The organism is Microbacterium sp. HA-8, assembly GCF_046111165.1.
GTDB lineage: Bacteria > Actinomycetota > Actinomycetes > Actinomycetales > Microbacteriaceae > Microbacterium.
Window position 1 is genome coordinate 660,751 of record NZ_CP162025.1, and the last position, 21,071, is coordinate 681,821.

Consider the following 21,071-nt stretch of genomic DNA (forward strand, 5'->3'; position numbering starts at 1 on the left):
GGCGACCGATGACCGGCTTGATCGCGCACGAATGGATCGCGCCGCACGGGGGCGCCGAGGAGGTGCTGTCGCAGATGATGGCCGCCTTCCCGGAAGCGCGGGTGTCATGCCTCTGGAACGACAATCCCGGGCGGTTCGGGGCGACGCGGCTGAACCAGAGCTGGATGAGCAGGACGCCGCTGAGGATGTGCAAGGCCGCGGCGCTGCCCCTCATGCCCGCGACCTGGCGAGCCGTCGACACGCGCGACGCCGAGTGGGTTCTGACGAGCTCGCACGCTTTCGCGCACCACGCGGGCGGCCGCGCGCTGCGCGAGGCGGGGAGGCACTTCTCCTACGTCCACACCCCCGCCCGCTATCTCTGGGAACCCGGCCTGGATCGCCGGGGCGCGGGAGTCCTGGCCGCCGCCGTGCGTGGGCCGCTGCAGCGGATCGATCGTGCGCGCGCGCGGGAGGGCAGCATGTACGCCGCCAACAGCGAGTACGTGCGGCAGCGTCTGCACAGGTTCTGGGGCGTGGACGCGGCGGTCATCCCGCCGCCCGTGCGCGTCAAACTGATCACGTCACGGGTCGACTGGCGCGACGAGCTGGTCGGGCAGGAGCGCGGCGTCGCCCAGCGTCTGCCCGAGGGCTTCGTGCTCGGGGCGTCACGCTTCGTGTCGTACAAGCGGCTGGACCTGGTCATCCGCGCCGCCGAGATCGTCGGACTGCCCGCTGTCATCGCGGGTGCCGGCCCCGAGGAGGCGCATCTGCGGGCCATCGCGGCGTCGGCCACGGTGCCGGTCGTCTTCGTGATCTCGCCCTCGGACGAGTTGCTGTTCTCCCTGTACCAGCGGGCTGCCGTCTACGTGTTCCCCGCCGTCGAGGACTTCGGCATCATGCCGGTCGAGGCCATGTCGGTGGGCACCCCGGCCGTCGTCAACATCGCCGGAGGCGCGCGCGAGAGCGTGGAAGCCCTCGATTCGGGTGAGCTGGCCGACTTCGACTCGCCGTTGTCCATCGAGCGCGCCGTGACGGCGGCACTGCGTCGTGATCGGCACCTCGTCGGGCGCGGAGCAGAGCACTACTCTGAGGCCAGCTTCCGTCGTACATTGCGAAGCTGGATGGGGGTGGACAGTGTCGGAGCGGGAGCGGATCGCAGTCTTGGGGACCGCGGAGTGGGATCACCCGATCGCGACGAACCAGCACTTCGTCGTCACGCAGCTGTCGCGTGAGTTCGATGTCACCTACGTGCAGTCTCTCGGGCTGCGCCGACCGAGGCTCAGCGGCACGGATCTCGCCCGAGCCGCGGGGCGTCTGCGGGGAGGGCGACGAGACGGGTTTCGGCGTCCGCGCCCACAATCCCTCACGGTGTTGTCGCCCCGTGCCGTGCCGTGGCACTCCGGGCTCGGGTCGCGGCTGAACTCGGCGCTGCTGGATTCGCGAGGGGGCACCTGGGCCAGGGTGCGCCCGTTCGATCTGCTGTGGACGTTCAGTCCCGTGACCTACGGACTGGCGGGCGACGCGCCCATCATCTATCACTGCGTCGATCTTCTCGCCGAGGTACCGGGAATCGATCGCCGTGCCATCGCGGAGGGTGAGCGCCAGCTCGCGGGTGCCGGAGCGCCCGCGATCGCGACCTCCCAGGTCGTCGCCGATCATCTGAGCGGGTGCGGCTTCGGCGACCTCCGCATCTGGCAGAGCACCGCACATGTCGGGCCGTTCCTCGAAGCGGGGGTCCGGCCCGCGGCGAGCAGGAATGCCGCGGCGCTGTATGCCGGCAGCATCCGCACGGACAAGGTCGATGTGTCACTGCTGGTTGCGCTCGCCGAGTCCGGGGTCGAGGTCCACCTGGCCGGCCCCCTGTCCGAAGGCGGTGCAGACGGTCGAGCGGCGCTGGCGCGCGTCACCGCCGCCGGAGGCGTGTACCACGGCACACTCGGAGCCGGTGAGCTTGCTCAGCTCGCATCGCAGTGCACCGTCGGGCTGATCCCGTATGCGCTGAACGCGTACACCCGCGGCGTCAGCCCGCTGAAGACCTACGAGTATCTTGCCGCCGGGCTCGCCGTCGTCTCGACGGCGCTGCCCGGGGTCGGCGCTGTTCCTGGACATGTGTGGCGGGAGGGCTCGGTGGCCGGCTTCGTCGCACGAGTGCGTACGACGCTGGCGCTCACGGATTCCGAACGCACGGCGCGGCGCGCGCTGGCCGCGCAGGAATCATGGGACGAACGGCTTCCCGAGATCCTGGCGGTCGCCCGGGCGGAGATCGCCCGGCGACCCGCTAGGGTCGCACCGTGAGGGAGAGGGTCACCGGGGTCCCGAGCGGCGGAGCGTCGCTGATCGCCGTCGTGTTCGTCGTCGTGGCGGTTGCCGCTGCGGGACTGACCTCGTGGCGTGATGATCTCGCCGTGCCCATCGCCGCAGCGGTGGTCGTCGCCGTGATGGCCGTGCTGGATTGGCGCATCCCGGTAGTGCTCGCGGCGCTGGTGCTGCCCACCTCGGTCTCCCTCACGACGCCCGTCGGCTTCGTCGCGGTCTCGGATGCGCTGCTGCTCGCGGGCCTGCTGGGCGCCCTGGTGCGTGGCGACCTGCTGCACGCACTGCGCATCCGGGCGGTTCGCCTCGTCGCCGGGGCATTGGGGGTCTACCTCGGCCTCGCCCTTGCTCTCGGGTTGGCTTCCGGGGCCGAGGGTGTCGTGGTCGAGGTCGCCGTGCGCACGATGTTCTGGATTCCGCCGCTGCTTGCGGGCGCGGCACTCGCCGTCCGGGACGGCGTTCAAGGCGTGCGGTGGATGCTGTCGGCCTACCTCGCCGGTTCGGTCGCCGTCGCCGTCAGCTGGCTGCTGTCGCCGTTCGCGGGCACCGTGTTGTTCACGCACAAGAACGGCGCGGGACAGACCCTCGCCCTCGCCGTTCTGATCATCGCGTCCTCGCTGCGCCCGCGCTCGCGGCCACTCGCCGTGGCGATCGCGATCATCTGCGGGGCCGGCCTGATCGCCACGGGGTCGCGCGGCGCTCTTCTGTCCCTCGCCCTGGGTCTCGTGGTTCTGGCGGTGCTATCGGTGCTGCGGCAGGCGACGCCGGGTCGGATCGTGACGTCGCTGGGTGTGATCATCGTCTCGGTAGCCGTGCTGACAGTGCTCTCGGAAACGATCCTCGCCCGTGTCGCCGCGTTCTCGACGGACTACACGGTGCAGATCCGGTTGACGTTCTGGGCGGATGCGATCGGGCAGACGGTCGGTCGCGAATGGATCGGCAATGGGGTGGGGGCCTACGCGCAGCAATCCTCGTCGCTGCAGCGCGTACTGACGCTCGATCCGCACAACGTCTACGTGCTGACGTACTTCGAAGGCGGCATCCTTCTCCTGATCGCCTTCGCGGCCGCGATGGTGACGATCCTGGTCGTGCTCCTGCGCCTGAGGCGCACGGGCGGCGCGGCGGTGCTGGCTGCGACCATGCAGATCGTCCTGCTCGCCCACACCCTCATCGACGTGTATTGGAGCAGAGGATCACTGACGCTGCCGATGATCGTGACCGGGTGTGCGGTAGCGCTGGGCGCGCTTGAGAGACCTCGGAGCACCGATCGAGGGACAACGGCTGTTCCTCCGCGGAGCCAGCTCCTCACCGCTGAAGAGATGGGTTCCGTTGGCTGACATGCTGAAGGTGGCCCATGTCGTTCGCCGTGCAGGAATCGGGACCGGTGTCGGTTCAGTGGCCGATGCCGTGTGTGTTCAGATGCGCCGCGACGGCATCGACGCCGTCCTTTTCACCCTCAGGGAGACAGGATGGCGCTGGGGGGAGCCGAAGGGCAAGCTGGCGCCTCTGCTTCGGGTCCTGGAGATTGTGTGGTTCACGGCGGCGGGGTCGGTGATCGCGCGCCTTCGCTACCCGTCGAAGGATGGCTGGGTCGTGTTCAGCCACAACGATGCCCTGGTCGGACAGGTGTACGTGAATCACGGTGTGCTCAGAGAAGCCCTGAGAATGCGTCCGGACACGTCCTGGCGGTGGAATCCGCTGCATCGGTTCCTTCTCGCGCGGGAGTGGTTGCGCCACCGGAGTCGTGGATACCGACGCATCGTCTGCATCTCCAAGAGTGAGGAAGAAGTGCTCGCGCGACACTATCCGCGCACCCAGGCGATGACGACGGTCATTTCGAACGGCGTGGACACAACCCGGTTCACCGTCCCCAGCGAAGCCGAGCGGAGAGATGCCCGATCGGCCATCGGCGTCGGCGACCAGGATCCGCTGGCCCTCTTCGTCGGACACGAGTTCGACCGGAAAGGTCTGTTCGTCGTGCTCGCCGCTCTCGATGAGCTTCAGGATCTGCGCCTGCATGTCGTCGGGGGTTCCCCCGCTGCGATCGACCGTGCGCGAACGCAGACCCGCGATCGCGGTCTGTCGGGCAGGGTCTCCTTCGCGGGTGTGGGCGACCCGCGAAGCGCCTACGTCGCAGCCGACGTCCTCGTTGTTCCGAGCCGCTACGAGGCTGCTCCGCTCGTCTTGATCGAAGCACTATCCACCGGTGTTCCCTTCGTGTCGGGGACGAGCGGAATCGGCGCCGATCTCATCGCGCAGGGTGCGCCCGGAGTGGCCTGCGACATCGAGTACGAAAGCGTTGCGCGCGCCGTGCGTGCAATGATCTCTCGCCGCTCCGAGGAGGGACGCCCACTTTCTCAAGAGCGATGCCGTGCGGTCGCCTCCCGCTACGACTGGACCCCGATCGCGCGCCAGTATGTCGACCTGGCGCGAGATGTGATGCGCCGGTGATAGACGGCTTCAGGAAGTTGTTCATGGGCGGGGCGCTGGGGAAAGTGCTCGGCATCGTTCGAGAGATGCTTCTGGCAGCGCTGCTGGGTACGAGCGCGGGTGTCGCCTCCTACCGTGTCAGCCAGACGGCCGCGCTGGCACCGATGAACCTCCTGAATGCCGAGCTGCTTGCAGTGGGCTTTCTGCCCCAGCATGCGAGGTTGGCCGACGACCCCCGCCTTGCTTGGGCGCTCTACCGCATGGTGCGAAATTGGGTGCTGATCGCTTGCAGCGTCATCGCGGTCGGTCTGGTGATGTTCGGTCGGCTCTGGGCGGGCATTCTCGCGCCTGGATTCTCCGGTGATGCCGTCACCCTCACCGTGGCCATGATCGCGATCACGGGATCGGCGCTGCCGTTCTACGGCTACGTGAGCGTGGCCTCCTATCTGGCGATGGCGCGCGGCGAGTACCGCATCGCAGCGCTTCGACCCAGCATTCAGAGTCTGGGGCTGATCGCCGCGACCATTGTCGCGTTCGCCACGGGTAGCCCCGCATGGCTCGCTGTCGGATTCCTCGCGGCCTACGTGGGGATGAGCGGGTGGTCCTGGTTTGTGGTTCACAGATTGCAGAGCGGGGCGGCCGCCCTGGCGGCCGCGGAACCGGGGGAGCGTCGAGCCGTTCGCATCGCTCTTTGGCATGCCATGCGACCGTACCTGGTCGTCCCGATCGTCGTGCAGGCGGTCTGGGTTCTCGAGAGGGCGCTGACGAGTTTGATCAGCGTCAGCGCGGTCGCCGCGCTGGACTATGCCCGGGTCATCTCTGAGACCATCATCGTTCTGGTCGCTGCGCCGCTCGGGTTGTCGGTCCTGGCCTCCTCCGTGCGAGGCGCGCACACCGTGAAAGAGGTCGCTCGAATCCTGCTGATCTTCGGGGTCATGGTTTCGGGGGTGATCGTCGTCGCCACTCCCACATTGGTCACCGTCGTCTTCGGTCGCGGTGCATTCGGACCTGAATCGGTTGCGGTCACGTCGGCATTTCTCCTCGGCCTGGCGCTCGGATTGTGGGCGCAGCTCGTCGCCTACGTGCTCACGCGATTCCTGAACGCGGAAGGCAAGAACAGGATGGCCGCGCTGGCCGTGGGGATCGGATCCGGGGTCACGGTTGTCGCCGACATCATCCTCTTCGTACCGCTGGGACCGCTCGGTATCGGGCTGGGATCGTCGCTGGGCGGCATGGCGCAGATGATTGTCGTGGTTGTCGTCCTCCGTGTGAGCAGAATGCTTCTGTCGACGGCGGCGATGCTGGCTCCGCCCTTTGTGGCCTGTGTCGCTATCGCGTTCACGGTGGACGGATCGCCGGCCGCGCGCGCGCTGTGGGCCGCCGGTGTCTTGGCCTTGTGGGCGGTGTGGGTGGTCGGGATCGCACCCCTGCGTAGGGCGACACTCGACGCGTGCCGACGGCTGCTCGGACGGCATGTTTCACACACTCGTTCGGTGAAGGGTTCAGCTGGTGGATGACGTCCGGCTGCGCGTAGCGCTTGTGTGCGCGAGCGAGACCTATGGCGGAGCGGAGCTGTACCTGCAGCGCGCCGCAGATGCTCTCGTGAGGCGTGGGCACGAGGTCGTCTTGATCGGACGGGTGCCGGGGTTCGAAGGTGCGCGCATCGACGTGGGGCTAGGTGACAAATGGTCACGACGGACGCTTCCGTGGGCATGGATCCAGCTGCCGGCGGAGCGACGGCGAGTTCTCAGTGCAGTGCGGGCTGTCCGGCCTGACGTCATTCATCTGCAGTTCAAGCGAGAGCAGATCGGGATGACTCGCGCGCTCTCGCGGTTCGCGCCGGTTGTCTGGACTGAGCACGGCCGGATGGAACGGGGCGTCGCTCAGATCGTGCTGGGCATGGCGTACAGACGCGCTGCCTCGCATGTCCGGGCCATCAGCGCGGTCGCCGCAGGCGTGGCCGACGATGTCATCGCCCGCACCGGACGCACGAACGGGTTGAGCGTTCTGGAGAACGGCGTCGATACGACCAGGATGGATGTGCCTTCGGCACGTCGACGTGCGGAGGCGCGAAGGCAGCTCGGAATCGATGATGACCGACCGGTCGCGGTATGGGTCGGTCGTATGCACCCGGCGAAGCGGCCAGGGCTTGCGGTGGACATCGCGCGGGACTGGTGGGGACACGTGGTGATGGCAGGCTCAGGTGTCGCGCTGCCCGCCCTTGAGGTGTCCGCACGAACGATTCCGAGTGTCACGATCTTGGGGCACGTCGAAGAGCTGTCGGCGGTGTATTCCGCTGCGGATGTGCTGCTGGTCACCTCGGCGTCCGCGGCGAGGGAGGGGCTCCCGACGACCATCCTCGAGGCGGCCGCATTCGGGGTTCCGACGCTTGCCTCCCGCGATGCGGGCGTGGATGACGGCGTCCTCGCCGCGGGAGGGCGACTTGTCGAATCAGGCGCCGACGCCGCCCGGTGGCGCACAGAGCTGGACGAGCTTGTTGCCAGCTCGTCTAGCGGTCGCCCACGTGCCTGGGCGGAGGCTCACTCTCTCCCGGTGTGGGAGGACGCGATCTGCCGGTTCTTCGAGGCCGCAGGCTACGAGAAGGGCGCTTCGCGGTGAGGCGTGCCCTCACGACCTGCCGTTGACTCCGTCCTGGCAGCGCCCGCCACTCCCGCCGACGCCTCCGCAGCGGCGTGGGAGACGGACCAACCGGTATCGGGCACCGAGGCGCTGTACGTGCCGTAGGAGCCGTAGCCGTAGCCGTAGGCATCGGGTCCGCGAGTGGGGGCCATCGAGAGGACGACGCCCGCGACGGTGGCGCCGACCGCGCGCAGTCCCTCGAGCGACTCCTGCAGCTGGTTGCGCGTCACGCGACCGGCGCCCACGAGCACGAGCGCTCCTCGCGTCTGCTTCGCGAGGACGGCGGCGTCCGAGACGGGCAGGAGCGGCGGTGCGTCGATGATGACGACGTCGTAGGCGAGCGAGAGCTGTGCGATGAGCTGCTTCATCCGCGGGGAACTCAGCAGCTCGCTGGGGTTCGGGGGAATCCGGCCGGCGGGCAGGACCGAGAAGCCGCGCGGTGCCATGTCGATGACGACATCCTCCACGCGGGCTCGCCCGATGAGGACGTCGGTCAGCCCGAGGCCACCCTCGATGCCGAGATAGACATCCGTCTTCGGGCGCCGCAGGTCGGCGTCGACGAGCAGGGTGTGGGTCCCGACGTCGGCAAGGGCTCTGGCGATGTTGATGCCGCTCGAGGTCTTGCCTTCGCCGGGAACGCTGCTGGTGATGACGAATGTCGTCGGGCCGTCGAAGAGCTCGAGGTACTGCAGGTTCGTCCGGAGCGTGCGAAAGGACTCCGCCCGCCGGCTGAGCCGGTCGTCGTGGCGGACAAGCGGGTGCTTCTTCGCGGCCGGATCGAAGGGGATGGACCCCACGATCGGTATGGCGGTCACCCGCTGGATGTCGGAGGGTCGCCGCACTCGTGTGTCCAGGCTCTCGCGCGCGACGACGGCTGCCGCGGCGAGAGCGAGGCCGATGACCAGGGCGAGCCCGACGTTGAGGGGCACGTTCGGCACGACGGGGGCGATCGGAACGCTCGCGCTCTCGACCTGGGTCAGCCGCACGGGGGACGTGGACCTATCGAGCGGCGTCTCGATACGCTGCACGGTGTTGCGCAGGCTGTCGCCGAGCGCGTCGGCGATGACCGCGGCATCGGCGGCGTCGGGGTCGCGCACCTGGATCTCGATGAGCGAGGTGTTGAGAGGGTTGTTGGCCGTGATGTTCTCGGCGAGCTGCGCGGGAGTGGTGTCGAGGTCGAGCTCGTCGATCACGGGCTGGAGCACGCTGGGGGTCGTGACCAGGCGAGTGTAGGTCGTCACGCGGCTCTGCGTGAAGCTGGATCCCTGCTGCACCTCGGCGATGGTGCCTCCGGCCTGAGACGAGACGAAGACCGTCGCCTTGGCTTCGTAGAGTGGCGTCCGCAGCGCCGAGAACACGACCGCGGCGATGAGGGATGCCGCCACGAGAGCCACGATGATCCACACGTTCTTGCGAACGACGCGCAGGAAGTCACGCAGGCCCATCGACCGAGCTCCCCCCAGAGTCGCACGCTCGCCGGCGATGGCGGGTCGTGTGCGTCCATAGTGCCACAGCGGGTGGATGTCGATGCCAGCCCGGCTGGTGTCAGGGAGCGATGCTGCAGCTCGCACCGGCATCCTGCGTCTGCGTGGCGAAGAGGGTCGGCGTGCGCACGACCTCGAGGGAGGGTGTGAGGGGAGTCTGCACGACGATGTCGAAGGTCCCGGACTCGCCGGGCTGCAGGTCGGTGACCCAGGTGATGACCTGCAGCCCGTCGTGCGTTCCCGGGCCGACGGTGCCTGGCGACGCAGCCTCGGCGACGAGGGTCGAACCCCGCGGCAGATAGATATAGGTGTAGGTGCGGATGAGGCCCGCGGGCGCGAAGTACCCGCCCCCGGTGATGTAGCCGGGCAGTGCGGTGGCGGCGTCGGGGGGTGCTTCGCTGCGCAGGGTGACGCGGAGGGCGGCGGTGGCGGTGCCCTCGTCGACGCTGCACCAGCCGGTCGCGGTCTCGAGGCGCGCGTAGTAGTCCATCTTGGAGCCGGTGCCGTCGTTGACGTAGACGCCGAATCTCGTCGACTCGTCATCGGTGACGGGCAGGGCGCCCTGCAGCGTGGTGCCCGCGAGCACGTCCTGGTCGTCCTCGCGCGCGTTCCAGACGAGCAGCCTGTCTTCGGCGCCGGCCCGCGCGAGCGCCTCGAGCAGGGCGGTGGGCTGGATGGCCGAGGTGGTGAGGGCGTCGAAGATGGCGACGGCGGCCTGCGCGAAGAACGCGTCCTGAGCCGCGGGCGCAGCGTAGCGGTAGTAGACCTCGTTGAGCAGCAGCTGCACGGCGTTCTCGCTCGTGAGGACGTCGCCGGTGGGCAGGGTGACGGGTCCTGTCGCGGCGAGCAGATAGGAGAGGGCGACGGGGTCGAGGGCGATGACGCCGTCGACCTGCTGGCCGTGTCCCTGGTACCAGATCTCGCGGGCGAGCTGCGCCGAGACGGTGAAGTCGGGCACCTGGGTGACGTTGTGCATGAACCTGCCGGGGTCGTCGCCGTAGAGGCTCTGGACGTCCGCGGGCAGGGGCAGGATCGACTGCGGCGGCTGCGGCAGGTTGCCGGCGGTGTCCTGCCCGGTGAGGGTGAGGGTGCCGTTGTCGGTGTGGACGACGACGACGGCGCCGGGGATGCCGCCGAGGGAGCGCCATTCGGCGTTGTTCTGGAACAGGATGAGGTAGTCGCGGGGTTCGTTCTGGCCGAGGACGCGGGGCAGCAGAACGGTGGCGCGGTGCAGGGCGTCGGTGCCGTCGGCGACGGTGTCGAGCAGCGTCTGGGCCTGGGTGACGGGGGCGGCGAGCGCGCCGATGAGGGTGGTCGTGTCGAGGGTGTGCAGGGATGCTGCGGCCTCAGCGGCGGCGGTGGCCGCGGTCGCGGCGGGGTCCTGCATCCGGGTGAGGGGTTCGAGGTCGATGCGGCCGTCCCGGGGGGCGAAGGCCGAGACGTCGAGGTTCGCGGCGACGTCGAGGAGGGGGGTGAGGCCGGTGCCGGTGAGGTCGTCGAGGGCGGTGGTGATGGTGGCGAGAGCGTGGAGCTGGGGGCCGATCCAGGGCAGGTGGGTGGCGGTGGTGTAGAGGGGGTCGTCGGTGGCGGCGCGGGCGGCGGCGGTGTGCTCGGTGAGGCGTGTGGCGGTGGTGGTGGCTGCGGTGGGGTCGGTGGTGAGGGTGTTCTGGATGTCGCCGGCGAGGGTCTGTGCGGTGGTGAGGTGTTCGGTGGCTGCCAGGGCGCGGGAGGCGATCCAGGCGGTGGTGGCGATGGCGGCGATGAGGAGGGTGCCGAGGGTGATCGCGGTGATGCGTCCGGCGCGGGCTCTGCGCGCGCGCGACCCGCCGCGCCTCGCGCGACGCGAGGAAGCGGCCTGCGAAGTCACCGTCTCACCCTAAGCGAGATGCTGGGCTAGGATCACGGAAACCGACTGGGGCACCGGTGCCTTCGTCATCGCGCGTCGCCCGGATCGGGCGCACCCGACCGCCCACGGAGGACCGCTTGCCCACGGACGCACCCGCACCGCGCCCGGGCGCGGCTCGGGGCCTGGGCGGGCCGTGGACCTCGCGACACGCGTGGATGCTGTTCGCGGCGTACGCCGTGGCGCTCGCGCTGATCGCGCTCTGGCCCACGCACGTGGACGCGCCGGCTGCGCCGCTGGTCGGCTGGTTCATCGATCGGATCCCCGGGCTGACCTACAACCGGCTCGAGTTCGCCGCCAACGTGGCGCTGTTCGTGCCGTTCGGCCTGCTGGCAGCCCTCGCTCTGCGGCGTTCACGGTATCTCGTGCTGCCCGCCGCGATCGTGGTGACGGTCACCATCGAGGCGTGGCAGTCGCTCGGCGACGGCCGCACGGCGAGCCTGCTCGATGTCGTGGCCAACACCACGGGGGCGGCCCTCGGCATCCTGATCGCCGCCTACATCACACGTCCGCGGCGACGCTGATCACTCGAGATCCCGCGTCGCATGCTCGATGGAGCAGTACACCGCACGCACCGACGAGCGGTACGCGTCGGCGGGGGCGACCTCGACCCCGCACTCCGCGCAGTGCTCGAGCGTCACTCCCCACAGCATCCTGCTCACCGGCGAGCCTCGGCTCGGCTCGAAGGGCGCTGCGGCCCTGCTGGTGTGACCGGCTGCGCTCCCCAGCGCGTGCCCGGCGTCGACGATGAATCCCACCATGGCGGCTTCCCCAAACCCCAGTACGTCACCCACGACCGTGTGGATGTGGGGAGCCTACTCCCGCTCGGGCACAATGGGAACCCGAGAGAGGTGGGGCGATGACCGACACGAATCCCGGGGCGCACCTGAGCGAAGAGGTCGTCGAGGGCACCTTCGCGCTCGCGCGAGAGGGTCGCACCGGCCCCCTCGGCGAGATGATCGACGCGGGGGTGCCGATCGACACGCGCAATGCGCGGGGCGACACGCTGCTGATCGTCGCGACATACGCCCAGCAGGCCGAGACCGTCGCCGAGCTGCTGCGCCGCGGCGCCGATGTCGACGTCGTCAACAGCGCCGGTCAGACGGCTGTGGCGTGCGCGGTCTTCCGTCGCGACGAGCCGGTGCTGCGGGCGCTGCTCGACGCCGGCGCCGACCCCGACCGCGGTTCGCACACGGCGGCCGAGATCGCGGTGCAGTTCGGCATGCCCGAGATGGTGGCCGCGCTGGAGGACCACTCGGCCTGAGTCCGGGGGCACGAGAGGGGCGGCGCAACGAACCTGTTACATCGGTGTCACCGGCGAGCAACACGCGTCGACGCATACTGGTGGGGCAGCGTGAGCCGCTGTGCAACCCATCCGAGACACAACACCTCGGGGGCATCTTCACCCGGTCGGGGTGCAAGCTGCGCGGCTCGTGTTCTCGTGGCTTCTCCGACGGGCTCGCCAGAGCCGCCCTCCCTGGGCGGCCCCCGCAGAAGGAGCCGACCTATGACCCTCATCTCCGACCTCGAGCGCGACGTCGATCTCGCCATGGTTCCCGCCCTCGCACGGGCGCTCTCTCCCGTCAGCGCCGAACCCGCCCACGTGCGCGGGGCGTTCGGACGCTTCCCCTCCGGCGTGGCCGCGATCTGCGCGACCGTCGACGGCGCCCCCGTCGGAATGGTGGCCTCCTCCTTCTCCGTGGGGGTGTCGTACAGCCCGGCCATGGTGATGTTCTCGGTGCAGAACTCCTCGACGACCTGGCCGGTGCTCGAGGGCGCGCAGCGCATCGGGGTCAGCATCCTGGGTGCCGATCACGCCGACGCGTGCATGCAGCTGGCCAGCCGCAGTCGCGACCGCTTCGCCGGGCTGGCCGTGACGACGACGGATGCCGGGGCGCTGTTCATCGACGGATCCACGATGTGGTTGGAGTGCGAGATCGTCTCGACGACACCGGCAGGAGACCACCGGATCATCGTGATGCAGGTGCACGGCATGAGCGTGGATCACGACACCGTGCCGCTGGTGTACCAGCAGCAGCGATTCCACCAGCTGACCGGCCTCTGAGGTCCGCGCGCACAGGGCTGTGCGCGCGTGCGGGCGAGACGGCGCCGAGAACGTAACACGGTGCGCATGATCACGTCACGTGGGCGAAACAGGACGTTCCTACGGTTGAACTAACCAATTCACTCGGGTGGAGCAGCAAGCGTCCGGGTGATCGAGACAAGGACCGCCCGACCGAAACGGAGCCCTCCGATGGCGTCTGCTGCAACACTCACCGCACCCACCGCGACCACCGGGTCGCCGGGCGTCGCGAGCGACCCGGGTCTGCGCACGGCGGTCTCCATTCGGGGCGCCGACAAGGTCTTCTCGCTCGGACGCGGCAAGCAGCTGCAGGCGCTTGCGAAGGTCGACATCGAGATCGAGGAGGGCGAGTTCGTCGCCATCATCGGTCCCTCCGGATGCGGAAAGTCGACCGTGCTCCGCCTCGCCGCCGGTCTCGACGAGGCCACGAGCGGAACCGTGGAGGTCTTCGGCGCGGATCCTCGGCAGCTCGCGAAGCAGCACCGTCTCGGCGTCGCCTTCCAGGAGCATGCCTTGCTGCCCTGGGCGTCCGTCCGATCCAACATCGCGCTGCCCTACAAGGTCGCCGGACGCAAGGTCGACGATGCTCGCGTGGACGGCCTGATCGAACTGGTCGGCCTCACCGGATTCGAGAAGGCGCGCCCCAAGCAGCTGTCGGGCGGCATGCGGCAGCGCGTGTCGATCGCACGCGCCCTCGTGCTCAGCCCTGATCTTCTGCTTCTCGACGAGCCGTTCGGCGCCCTCGATGCCGTGACCCGCCGGCGCATGAACGCCGAGCTTGCGCGTATCTGGGGCGAGGAGAAGATCACCTCGATCCTCGTCACGCACGACGTCGACGAGGCCCTCATCCTGGCCGACCGCATCTTCGTCATGACGGGCCGCCCCGGGCAGGTCCGCGAGGTCAAGAACATCGACTTCCCGCGTCCGCGCGGCGCCGAGACGACGCGCTCACCGGAGTTCCACACGCTCGTGGACGAGTTGACGTCGCTGCTCGATGCCAGCGAAGGCGCCGCGGCGTGAAGGCCGCCCCCCGCGCGTCGATGAAGGTCGTCTACGGCGTGATCGGCAGTGTGCTGCTGATTCTCGCCGCCGAACTCATCGGGCAGTTCCAGCTCGCCGGCCGGGCATGGCCGCCTCTCACGGACGTCCTCCAGTACGTCGCGACGCCCGCCGGCGCGAGCCTGGTCTGGCGCAACAGCCTCGTCACCCTCGCCGCCGCCGCGCAGGGATTCGTCCTGGGCGTCGCGGTGGCGGTCATCGGAGCGGCCCTCGCGCTCGTGGTTCCGCTGCTCAGGCCCGGGTTCGACCGATTCGCGGCCATCCTGCACGCGGTGCCCACGATCGCTCTCGCGCCGCTGCTGATCACGACGGTCGGACGGGAGGACACTCCCATGGTGATCGCGGCGCTCAGCGTCGGATTCGTCATGTTCGTCACGATGACCTCGGGCTTCGCGCAGACGAGTACCGCGCACGAGGACGTCTTCACCGTGCTCGGCTCGGGTCGGGTGCAGCGACTCGCGCGGCTCGAGCTTCCCCAGGCCGTGCCCGCCTTCTTCGACGGTCTCACCCTCGCCGCCCCCGCCGCCGTCCTCGGCGCGACGATCGGCGAGTGGTTCGGCGCTCCGATGGGACTCGGGCTCGTGCTCGTGAGCGCCATGCAGAACTATCAGATGGCCCTGCTCTGGGCGGCGGCGCTCGCCGCGACGATCATGTCGCTCGCGGCCTACCTCGTCTTCGTGCAGCTGCAGCGACTGGCCGTTCGGAGGTTCGCGTGAACCGTCTGCGCTCGTTCGGAATCGGTCTGCTGCACCTGTGGCCGATCGCCCTCATCCTGATCGCCTGGGATCTGTGGATCGTGGCCAACGATTACACCTCCACCGTCGCCCCGCGTCCGTGGTCGGTCATCTCCGATGTCACGGCGGGCTTCGGCGACTACCTCCCCTCGCTCATGTACACACTCGGTGTCTCGCTGGGTGGCCTCATCGGCGGAACGCTCATCGGGTTCGTCGCCGGCATCGCGGTGTGGTGGTCGGCGGCGCTCTCGGGAGTCGTGACCCCCACGGCCCTCGTGATCCGTTCCGTGCCGATCACCGCGATGATCCCGATCATCGCCCGCGTCGTCGGGTACGGCGACGCGGCGGTCATCACCTCGACCGCATTGATCTGCTTCTTCCCGGCCTTCGTGTTCACCCTGTCAGGGCTCGCGTCCATCCCCGATGCGGGACGAGACCTCTTCCGGGTGATGGGCGCGAACAAGCTGCAGGTCCTCGGCCGACTCGGCGTGCTGCACGCCCTGCCCAACCTCATGATCTCCGTGCGCATCACCGCGCCCAGCGCCGTGCTCGCCGCGATGCTCGCCGAATTCCTGATGGGCACCGACGGGCTGGGTGCCCTGTTCTCGCACTCACGCAGCTATATGGACATGGAACGCGCGTGGGGCACCGCTCTTGTGGCCACCGTCGCGTCGGTCCTCGTCTTCGTCGGTGCGCGCGCCCTCGAGCGTCGCGTCGACGCCCGCGTGACCTGATCCTGATCCCTTCCCGATCCGCCTCGCACCACCCACCCCCACCCCCACCCCACCCATCCAAGGAGTCCCATGCCCACCATCAGCGCACGCGGCCGCACCCGGCTGCTGACAGCATCCTCTCTCGCCCTCGTCACCTCGCTCGCGCTCGCCGGCTGCGCCGGTGGGGCGGGGGATGCCGAATCCACCGAGGTTGCCGATGACCTGACCACCGTGCGGGTCTCGCTCGGCTGGATCAAGAACGTCGAGTGGGCGGGCTTCTGGATCGCCGACGCCGAGGGCTACTACGCCGAGGAGGGGCTGGAGATCGAGTGGATCGGCGGTGGGCCCAACGCCCCGACCACCATGGCGACGGTCGCGGCCGGCGACGCCGACCTCGGAATCGTGCCCAGCACCCAGCAGTGGCTGCAGACCTTCGCCGACGGCAACGACTGGACCGCCGTCGGGGCGCTGTTCCAGGAGAGCCCCGGCGCCCTCGTCTCGCTGGCCGAGAACCCCGTCTACTCGGCGGAGGACCTCGTCGGTGAGACGGTGCTGGGTCAGGAGGGCACGCAGATCAACTACGACGCGGCCTTCGCGCTCGCGGGCCTCGAGCCCGACTACGACTTCATCCCCGTCGGCTTCGACATCGCGCCCCTGGTCGAGGGCCAGGGTGTCGCCTACACCGCCTACGCGACCAACCAGCCCATCATGCTCGAGGAGCAGTACGGCCTCGCGCCCGACGACTACGTCGTCACGCTCTACGCCGAGCTCGGCATGCCCCTGTACGGAAACATCGTCTACGGCGACTCCGCGTACGTCGAGGAGAACGGCGATGTGATGGAGGCGTTCCTGCGGGCGTCGATCCGCGGCTGGGAGGAGAACGGCGAGGACTTCGCCGTCGGCGCTCAGCTCTCGGTCGACGAGTTCGGCGCCGACCTCGGCCTCGACATCGTCCAGCAGACCCGCGAGAACGAGCTGCAGCAGCCGCTCGTGGTGGGCGAGTACGGCGACCCGCTCTTCTGGATGGATCCCGAGCTCATGCTCGAGGTGATGTATCCCGGGCTCGAGGCCGCTGGATACACCGATCTTCCCGACCCGAACGAGTACGTCGACATGAGCTACCTGGAAGCGGCGCACGCCAGCCTCCAGGAGTGATCGAGGCGGGGCCGGGCACCATCACCCGGCCCCGCCCCTGCTTCCCGAACCGAGACCGCGAGAGAGACCGACATGACTCTGACCGAGACCTTCACCACCACTGCCGCCACCCGTGACCTGCGGGCCCTGCCGAAGGGGCACCTGCACTTGCACATGGAGGCGGCCATGCGACCGGCCACCCTGGTGGCGCTGTCGGAGAAGCTCGGCATCGAGCCGGTGCCCACGAGCGGCTTCAGCGGATTCACCGCCTTCAGCTCCACGTACCGCGGGCTGCTCGCGGCCATGGACCACGACGACCACCTGGGAATCCTGATGGATCAGATCTTCGAGGATCAGGCGGCCGAGGGCGTCGCCTACCTCGAGCTGAGCGTCAGCCCGCGATTCTACGCCACCCGCTACGGCTCGCTCGATGCGGCCCTCGCCGAGATGCTCGACCTCGCGCGCTCGGCGTCGGCGGCCCACGGCATCGCGTTCGGCTTCATGCCCACGATCGACCGCACCGCGGGTCTCGACAACGCGATCGAGGTCGCGCGCACCGCCGCCCGTTTCGCGGGGGAGGGTGTCGTCTCGCTCGGCCTCGCCGCCGACGAGCGCGGTTTCCCGTGCGCCGACTTCGGCGAGCCCTTCGCGATCGCCCGCGCCGCGGGGCTGCAGGCCACTCCGCACGCCGGAGAGCTGGTCGGCCCCGAATCCGTGCGCGAAGCACTCGACGTCCTGGGCGCCGATCGCATCCTGCACGGCGTGCGATCGGTCGAGGACCCCGCCCTCGTCGCCGAACTGGCCGAGCGCGGCATCCCCCTCGATGTCTGCCCCACCTCCAACGTGCTGCTGGATGTCGTCGCCGAGATCGGCGAGCACCCGCTGACCCGGCTGCTCGATGCCGGTGTGCGCTGCTCGATCAACGCGGACGACCCGATCCTGTTCGGTCCCGACATCCTCGCCGAGTACGAGCTGTGCCGGACGAGCCTGGGGATGAGCGACGAGCAGCTCGCCGCGTGCGCCTGGACGTCGATCGAGACGACGCTGGCGGCCGAGGACGTCAAGGCCACGGCGAGGGCCGACATCGACGCATGGCTCGCCGCGGCGCGCGCCGAGGACACCGCCGCATGAGCAAGACTCTGCACTTCGGCGTCTTCGAGGTCATGGGGCCGCAGGTCGGCGGCACGTACAGCTGGGCCCACCCGCGCAGCGAGGGGCTCTCCTACCTCGACCCGGCGTACTGGATCCGCATGGCGAAGATCCTGGAGGACTCGGGGTTCGACTTCCTCTTCTTCGCGGGCGGGTACGGGTACCCGCTCATCGACGGCGACCTGCCGCGGGTCGCGGTCGAGAAGGGCATCAACTTCCCCGGTGCCGATCCCGACTACCTCATCCCGATCCTCGCGCAGCACACCGATCGGCTCGGATTCGTCGTGACGCAGTCGACCGGGCTCGATCACCCGGTCCAGCTCGCCCGGCGGTTCTCCACGCTCGATCACCTGACCCGCGGGCGGATCGGGTGGAACATCGTCACCGGTGCGTCGCAGAACGCGATCGCCGACGTCTTCGGTCACGACGGCATGGTGCCCCACGACACCCGGTACGAGATGGCGGGGGAGTACGTCGAGCTCGCGGCACGATTCTGGGAGACCGCGTGGGACGACGACGCGTTCGTCGGTGATCCCTCGGCGGGCATATTCGCCCGCCGCGAGGGCGTGCACCGCGTCGAGTTCGACGGAGACCACTACCGCTCGCGGGGATACTACGGCGCCCCGCCCTCGCCGCAGCGCACCCCGGTGCTCTTTCAGGCGGGGACGTCGCCCGCCGGCCGCGCATTCGCCGCGGCGAACGCGGAGTGCGTCTTCGTGCAGGCCACGACGCCCGCCCGCACCGCGGCGGCGGTCGCCGACATCCGCCGGCGCGCCGGTGAGGCGGGGCGCGATCCGGAGGCGCTCAAGCTCATGTCGGGCCTGACGGTGTTCGTCGGCGAGACCGCGGCCGACGCGCGCCGCTACGAGGCCGAGTTCGACGCCCTGCAGACCGATGAGATCGTCGCCTCGCTCTACGCGGGCAACACGGGGATCGACCTGCTGGCGCTGGATCCCGACAAGACGCTGCATCAGGTGGTGGATGCCGGCGGCCCCATCGGACAGATGGGCACGAGCAACATCGAGCGCTTCCTCGGCGACGACGCCCCGACCGTGCGCCAGATCCTCGATCAGCTGCGGGGGCGCGGCACCCGCGGATTCCGCATCGTCGGCGACCCCGTGCAGGTCGCCGACCAGATCGAGCAGCTGATCGCCGAGACGGACCTCGACGGCTTCCTCATCGAACCCGTCTTCGAGCCGCACGACCTGGCGGACTTCGGCGACCTCGTGATGCCGATCCTGCGCGAGCGCGGCCGGCTCCGCGAAGGCGCACCGGGCAACACCCTCCGCGCCCGGCTCACCGAGACGCCGGCCAACGACCGGCTGGGGGCGGCGCATCCCGTGCTGCGTTCCACCCTGCCCGTGCGCTGATCCCGCGCATGCCGGTCGCCCGCCGCCGCCCCTCTACAATGAGCCGGGTGGAGGGCACACCGGAGCGTCAGCGACTGATGGGTCTGGTCGTGGACCTCATTCTGCGCGACGGGGTGATCGATACGAGCCTCAGCGCGATCGCGCGGGCGATCGGCTCGAACAATCGGATGCTGCTGTACTACTTCGGGTCGAAGCAGGATCTGATCGACGAGGCCTCGCTCGTGGCCTTCGAGAGCTTCCCCCGTCTTCGGGACATGTTCGCGCGCCTGCACGCGCCGGGCGATCTCGAGGAGCGGCTGCTGACGGCGTGGGACGATCTCGCCGATCCCGACAGCAGGCCGTACGTGCGCCTGTTCTTCCAGCGTTTCGGCATCGCGATGCGCGATCCCGACGAGTGGGAGGACTTCACGGAGCGCGTCGGTCGCGAGTGGATCGAAGAGGTGGAGACGGCCCTGCTCGGTGAGGGCTTCACGCCCGCGGACGCACTCACCGCGGCCACGCAGGTCATCGCGCTGTGGCGGGGACTCCAGTTCCTCCTCCTGGCCGGTGTGTCTCCCGAGCAGGTACGCGCGTCGTATCGCGCAGCCGTCGTCGACCTCCTGCGGCGAGAGGGCGCGGCGGGATTCCCCGCGCGCTGAACCCACCGGGTGCGCCGGCTCCCGACACGCCGGCGTAACATCGGCCGCCTAGTGTGAACTGAACAGTTCATCTGGAGGGACCATGCCCCGTCGTATGTCTTTCGTGCGCACGATGCCGTTCATCAGTGAGAGCCGATCCTGGCGAGAGGATCCCGATCGCCGTCTTCCCGAGGTCGTCTCGCTCGAGCGCCACATCGAACGCGCGCGCGAGGCCGAGGCGGCCGGTCTGGATGCGCTGTTCTACGTCGATTTCATCGGTCTCGACCGCACGGCGCTCGCGCGCAACCCACAACCGCCGTTCGAGCCGCTCACGATCCTCGCGGCGATCGCCGCCCACACCACACGGATCGGCCTGGTGGGGACGGCCTCGACGCTCTTCACCTACCCCTACGGGCTCGCACGCCAGTTCGCGTCTCTCGAGCAGATCTCCCGCGGACGCGCGGGCTGGAACGCCGTCACGGGGTTCTCCGCGGCTGAGGCATTCGGGATCGCGCAGCTGCCCGCCCCCGAACAGCGCTACCGGCACGCGCAGGAGGCCGTCGACGCCGTGACGCAGCTGTGGGAGAGCTGGTCCGAGGATGCGGTGATCGCCGATGCGGGACGGGGGGTGTACGCGGATGTCGACCGGATCCGCGACGTGGCCTTCGCGGGTGATCACGTGCGGGTGCGCGGCGGGCTCGACATCCCGCGCTCGCCGCAGGGGCGGCCGGTGCTCTTCCAGGCCGGCGCATCGACGGATGGGATCGCCTTCGCGGGCCGAAACGCCGAGGCCGTCTTCGCGGCGACGCCCAACCTCGGCCTCGCGATCGAGTACTCCCAGCAGCTCGCGGGCGCGGCGCGCGCGGCCGGTCGGGAGCGCGACGACATCCGGGTGCTGCCGGGCCTTCATCTCTACGTGCGCGAGAGCGTGCAGGAGGCGTGGCGGGCCGCGCGGGCGGCGGCGGTCACACCCCACCGGATCGACAGCATCCTGGCCGATCTGGACGTCGAGCTGCCCGGCCTCGCGCTGCGCGGACTGGATCCTGATCGTCCGATTCCCGCCGATGTCTTCCCCTCGCCCGCGCAGATCGAGGGACTGGGAGCACGCCGCAGCCGGATCGCCACCTATCGCCGGCTCGCGTACGACGGGCGGCCGACCTACCGCGAGTTCCTCGAGCGCTCGGCGATCGCCGGGCCTCATGCGGCCATGATCGGCACGCCGCAGACGGTCGCCGACGAGATGGAGCAGTGGCTCGACGCGCGCGCGGCGGACGGTTTCACGCTGCTCGGGGGCGACGACATCGCCCACCTGGATCGCACCCTGCTGCCCGAGCTGCGCCGGCGGGGGCTCTTCCGCGTCGGCTACGAAGGGACCACCCTGCGGGAGCACCTTCGGCTGGCCGCCGCGATGCGCCAGCGTTCTCCGGTCGGTGACACGGGTGTAACAAAGGGTCGCTAGCCTT

General features: G+C 69.5%; 20 protein-coding genes. 17 read left to right on the forward strand and 3 right to left on the reverse strand.

What is annotated here, in order from left to right; all coding sequences use genetic code 11:
- The first annotated feature begins 8 nt into the window (after window positions 1–8).
- From AB2L57_RS03105 to AB2L57_RS03130, 6 genes are all read left to right on the forward strand, one after another.
- Entirely contained in the window at window positions 9–1,211 is a 1,203-nt protein-coding gene (locus AB2L57_RS03105; protein WP_292814019.1) for a glycosyltransferase, read from the forward strand.
- A complete protein-coding gene (locus tag AB2L57_RS03110) occupies window positions 1,141–2,274 on the forward strand; it encodes a glycosyltransferase (protein ID WP_292814022.1) in 1,134 nt (377 codons plus the stop codon). The genes AB2L57_RS03105 and AB2L57_RS03110 overlap by 71 nt, the downstream gene beginning before the upstream one ends.
- A complete protein-coding gene (locus tag AB2L57_RS03115; protein WP_409048047.1) occupies window positions 2,271–3,629 on the forward strand; it encodes an O-antigen ligase family protein in 1,359 nt (452 codons plus the stop codon). The genes AB2L57_RS03110 and AB2L57_RS03115 overlap by 4 nt, the downstream gene beginning before the upstream one ends.
- A 256-nt stretch (window positions 3,630–3,885) precedes the next feature.
- The gene (locus AB2L57_RS03120) at window positions 3,886–4,743 is read left to right on the forward strand and encodes a glycosyltransferase family 4 protein (RefSeq protein ID WP_409048048.1); all 858 of its coding nucleotides are present in this window, start codon (window positions 3,886–3,888) and stop codon (window positions 4,741–4,743) included.
- 23 nt (window positions 4,744–4,766) lie between these two features.
- Window positions 4,767–6,239, forward strand: a complete 1,473-nt coding sequence (locus tag AB2L57_RS03125) for a lipid II flippase MurJ (protein WP_409048049.1) — start codon at window positions 4,767–4,769, stop codon at window positions 6,237–6,239.
- Window positions 6,240–6,261: 22 nt separating this feature from the next.
- Window positions 6,262–7,341: a glycosyltransferase family 4 protein gene (locus tag AB2L57_RS03130; RefSeq protein WP_292814045.1), complete on the forward strand. Its 1,080-nt coding sequence runs from the start codon at window positions 6,262–6,264 to the stop codon at window positions 7,339–7,341.
- On the opposite strand, the gene AB2L57_RS03135 is transcribed toward AB2L57_RS03130, so the two are convergent.
- Together AB2L57_RS03135 and AB2L57_RS03140 are read right to left on the reverse strand one after the other, a co-directional pair.
- Window positions 7,317–8,807 carry a polysaccharide biosynthesis tyrosine autokinase gene (locus tag AB2L57_RS03135; protein WP_409048050.1) on the reverse strand — a complete coding sequence of 497 codons (1,491 nt, stop codon included), beginning with the start codon at window positions 8,805–8,807 and terminating at the stop codon, window positions 7,317–7,319. The two genes, AB2L57_RS03130 and AB2L57_RS03135, sit on opposite strands and share 25 nt — an antisense overlap.
- A gap of 100 nt (window positions 8,808–8,907) precedes the next feature.
- A complete protein-coding gene (locus AB2L57_RS03140) occupies window positions 8,908–10,713 on the reverse strand; it encodes a DUF4012 domain-containing protein (RefSeq protein ID WP_292810784.1) in 1,806 nt (601 codons plus the stop codon).
- A 116-nt stretch (window positions 10,714–10,829) separates the two neighbouring features.
- Between AB2L57_RS03140 and AB2L57_RS03145 the strand changes: the two genes are divergently transcribed.
- Window positions 10,830–11,273, forward strand: coding sequence for a VanZ family protein (locus tag AB2L57_RS03145; protein ID WP_292810786.1), 444 nt, complete (start codon window positions 10,830–10,832; stop codon window positions 11,271–11,273).
- Here the strand turns inward: AB2L57_RS03145 and AB2L57_RS03150 are convergent, their stop codons facing one another.
- Window positions 11,274–11,510: a hypothetical protein gene (locus AB2L57_RS03150; protein WP_409048051.1), complete on the reverse strand. Its 237-nt coding sequence runs from the start codon at window positions 11,508–11,510 to the stop codon at window positions 11,274–11,276. It lies immediately after the preceding gene.
- A gap of 98 nt (window positions 11,511–11,608) precedes the next feature.
- Between AB2L57_RS03150 and AB2L57_RS03155 the strand changes: the two genes are divergently transcribed.
- From AB2L57_RS03155 to AB2L57_RS03200, 10 genes are all read left to right on the forward strand, one after another.
- On the forward strand, window positions 11,609–12,013 hold the full coding sequence (locus AB2L57_RS03155; RefSeq protein ID WP_292810790.1) for an ankyrin repeat domain-containing protein: 405 nt from the start codon (window positions 11,609–11,611) through the stop codon (window positions 12,011–12,013).
- A gap of 243 nt (window positions 12,014–12,256) precedes the next feature.
- Window positions 12,257–12,814 (forward strand): flavin reductase family protein, encoded by a 558-nt coding sequence (locus AB2L57_RS03160; RefSeq protein ID WP_292810792.1) that lies wholly within the window; start codon window positions 12,257–12,259, stop codon window positions 12,812–12,814.
- Window positions 12,815–13,003: 189 nt separating this feature from the next.
- On the forward strand, window positions 13,004–13,852 hold the full coding sequence (locus AB2L57_RS03165) for an ABC transporter ATP-binding protein (protein WP_292810794.1): 849 nt from the start codon (window positions 13,004–13,006) through the stop codon (window positions 13,850–13,852).
- Window positions 13,849–14,607, forward strand: a complete 759-nt coding sequence (locus AB2L57_RS03170; RefSeq protein ID WP_292810797.1) for an ABC transporter permease — start codon at window positions 13,849–13,851, stop codon at window positions 14,605–14,607. The genes AB2L57_RS03165 and AB2L57_RS03170 overlap by 4 nt, the downstream gene beginning before the upstream one ends.
- The gene (locus tag AB2L57_RS03175; protein ID WP_292810799.1) at window positions 14,604–15,359 is read left to right on the forward strand and encodes an ABC transporter permease; all 756 of its coding nucleotides are present in this window, start codon (window positions 14,604–14,606) and stop codon (window positions 15,357–15,359) included. The genes AB2L57_RS03170 and AB2L57_RS03175 overlap by 4 nt, the downstream gene beginning before the upstream one ends.
- A gap of 69 nt (window positions 15,360–15,428) precedes the next feature.
- The gene (locus AB2L57_RS03180) at window positions 15,429–16,493 is read left to right on the forward strand and encodes an ABC transporter substrate-binding protein (protein WP_292810801.1); all 1,065 of its coding nucleotides are present in this window, start codon (window positions 15,429–15,431) and stop codon (window positions 16,491–16,493) included.
- 72 nt (window positions 16,494–16,565) lie between these two features.
- Window positions 16,566–17,603: an adenosine deaminase gene (gene add, locus AB2L57_RS03185; protein WP_292810803.1), complete on the forward strand. Its 1,038-nt coding sequence runs from the start codon at window positions 16,566–16,568 to the stop codon at window positions 17,601–17,603.
- The gene (locus AB2L57_RS03190; RefSeq protein ID WP_292810804.1) at window positions 17,600–18,991 is read left to right on the forward strand and encodes an NtaA/DmoA family FMN-dependent monooxygenase; all 1,392 of its coding nucleotides are present in this window, start codon (window positions 17,600–17,602) and stop codon (window positions 18,989–18,991) included. The genes add and AB2L57_RS03190 overlap by 4 nt, the downstream gene beginning before the upstream one ends.
- A 47-nt stretch (window positions 18,992–19,038) precedes the next feature.
- Window positions 19,039–19,629, forward strand: coding sequence for a TetR/AcrR family transcriptional regulator (locus AB2L57_RS03195; protein ID WP_292810806.1), 591 nt, complete (start codon window positions 19,039–19,041; stop codon window positions 19,627–19,629).
- A gap of 112 nt (window positions 19,630–19,741) precedes the next feature.
- Complete coding sequence (locus AB2L57_RS03200) at window positions 19,742–21,067, forward strand: NtaA/DmoA family FMN-dependent monooxygenase (RefSeq protein WP_409048669.1); 1,326 nt, start codon at window positions 19,742–19,744, stop codon at window positions 21,065–21,067.
- The last annotated feature ends 4 nt before the right edge of the window (window positions 21,068–21,071 follow it).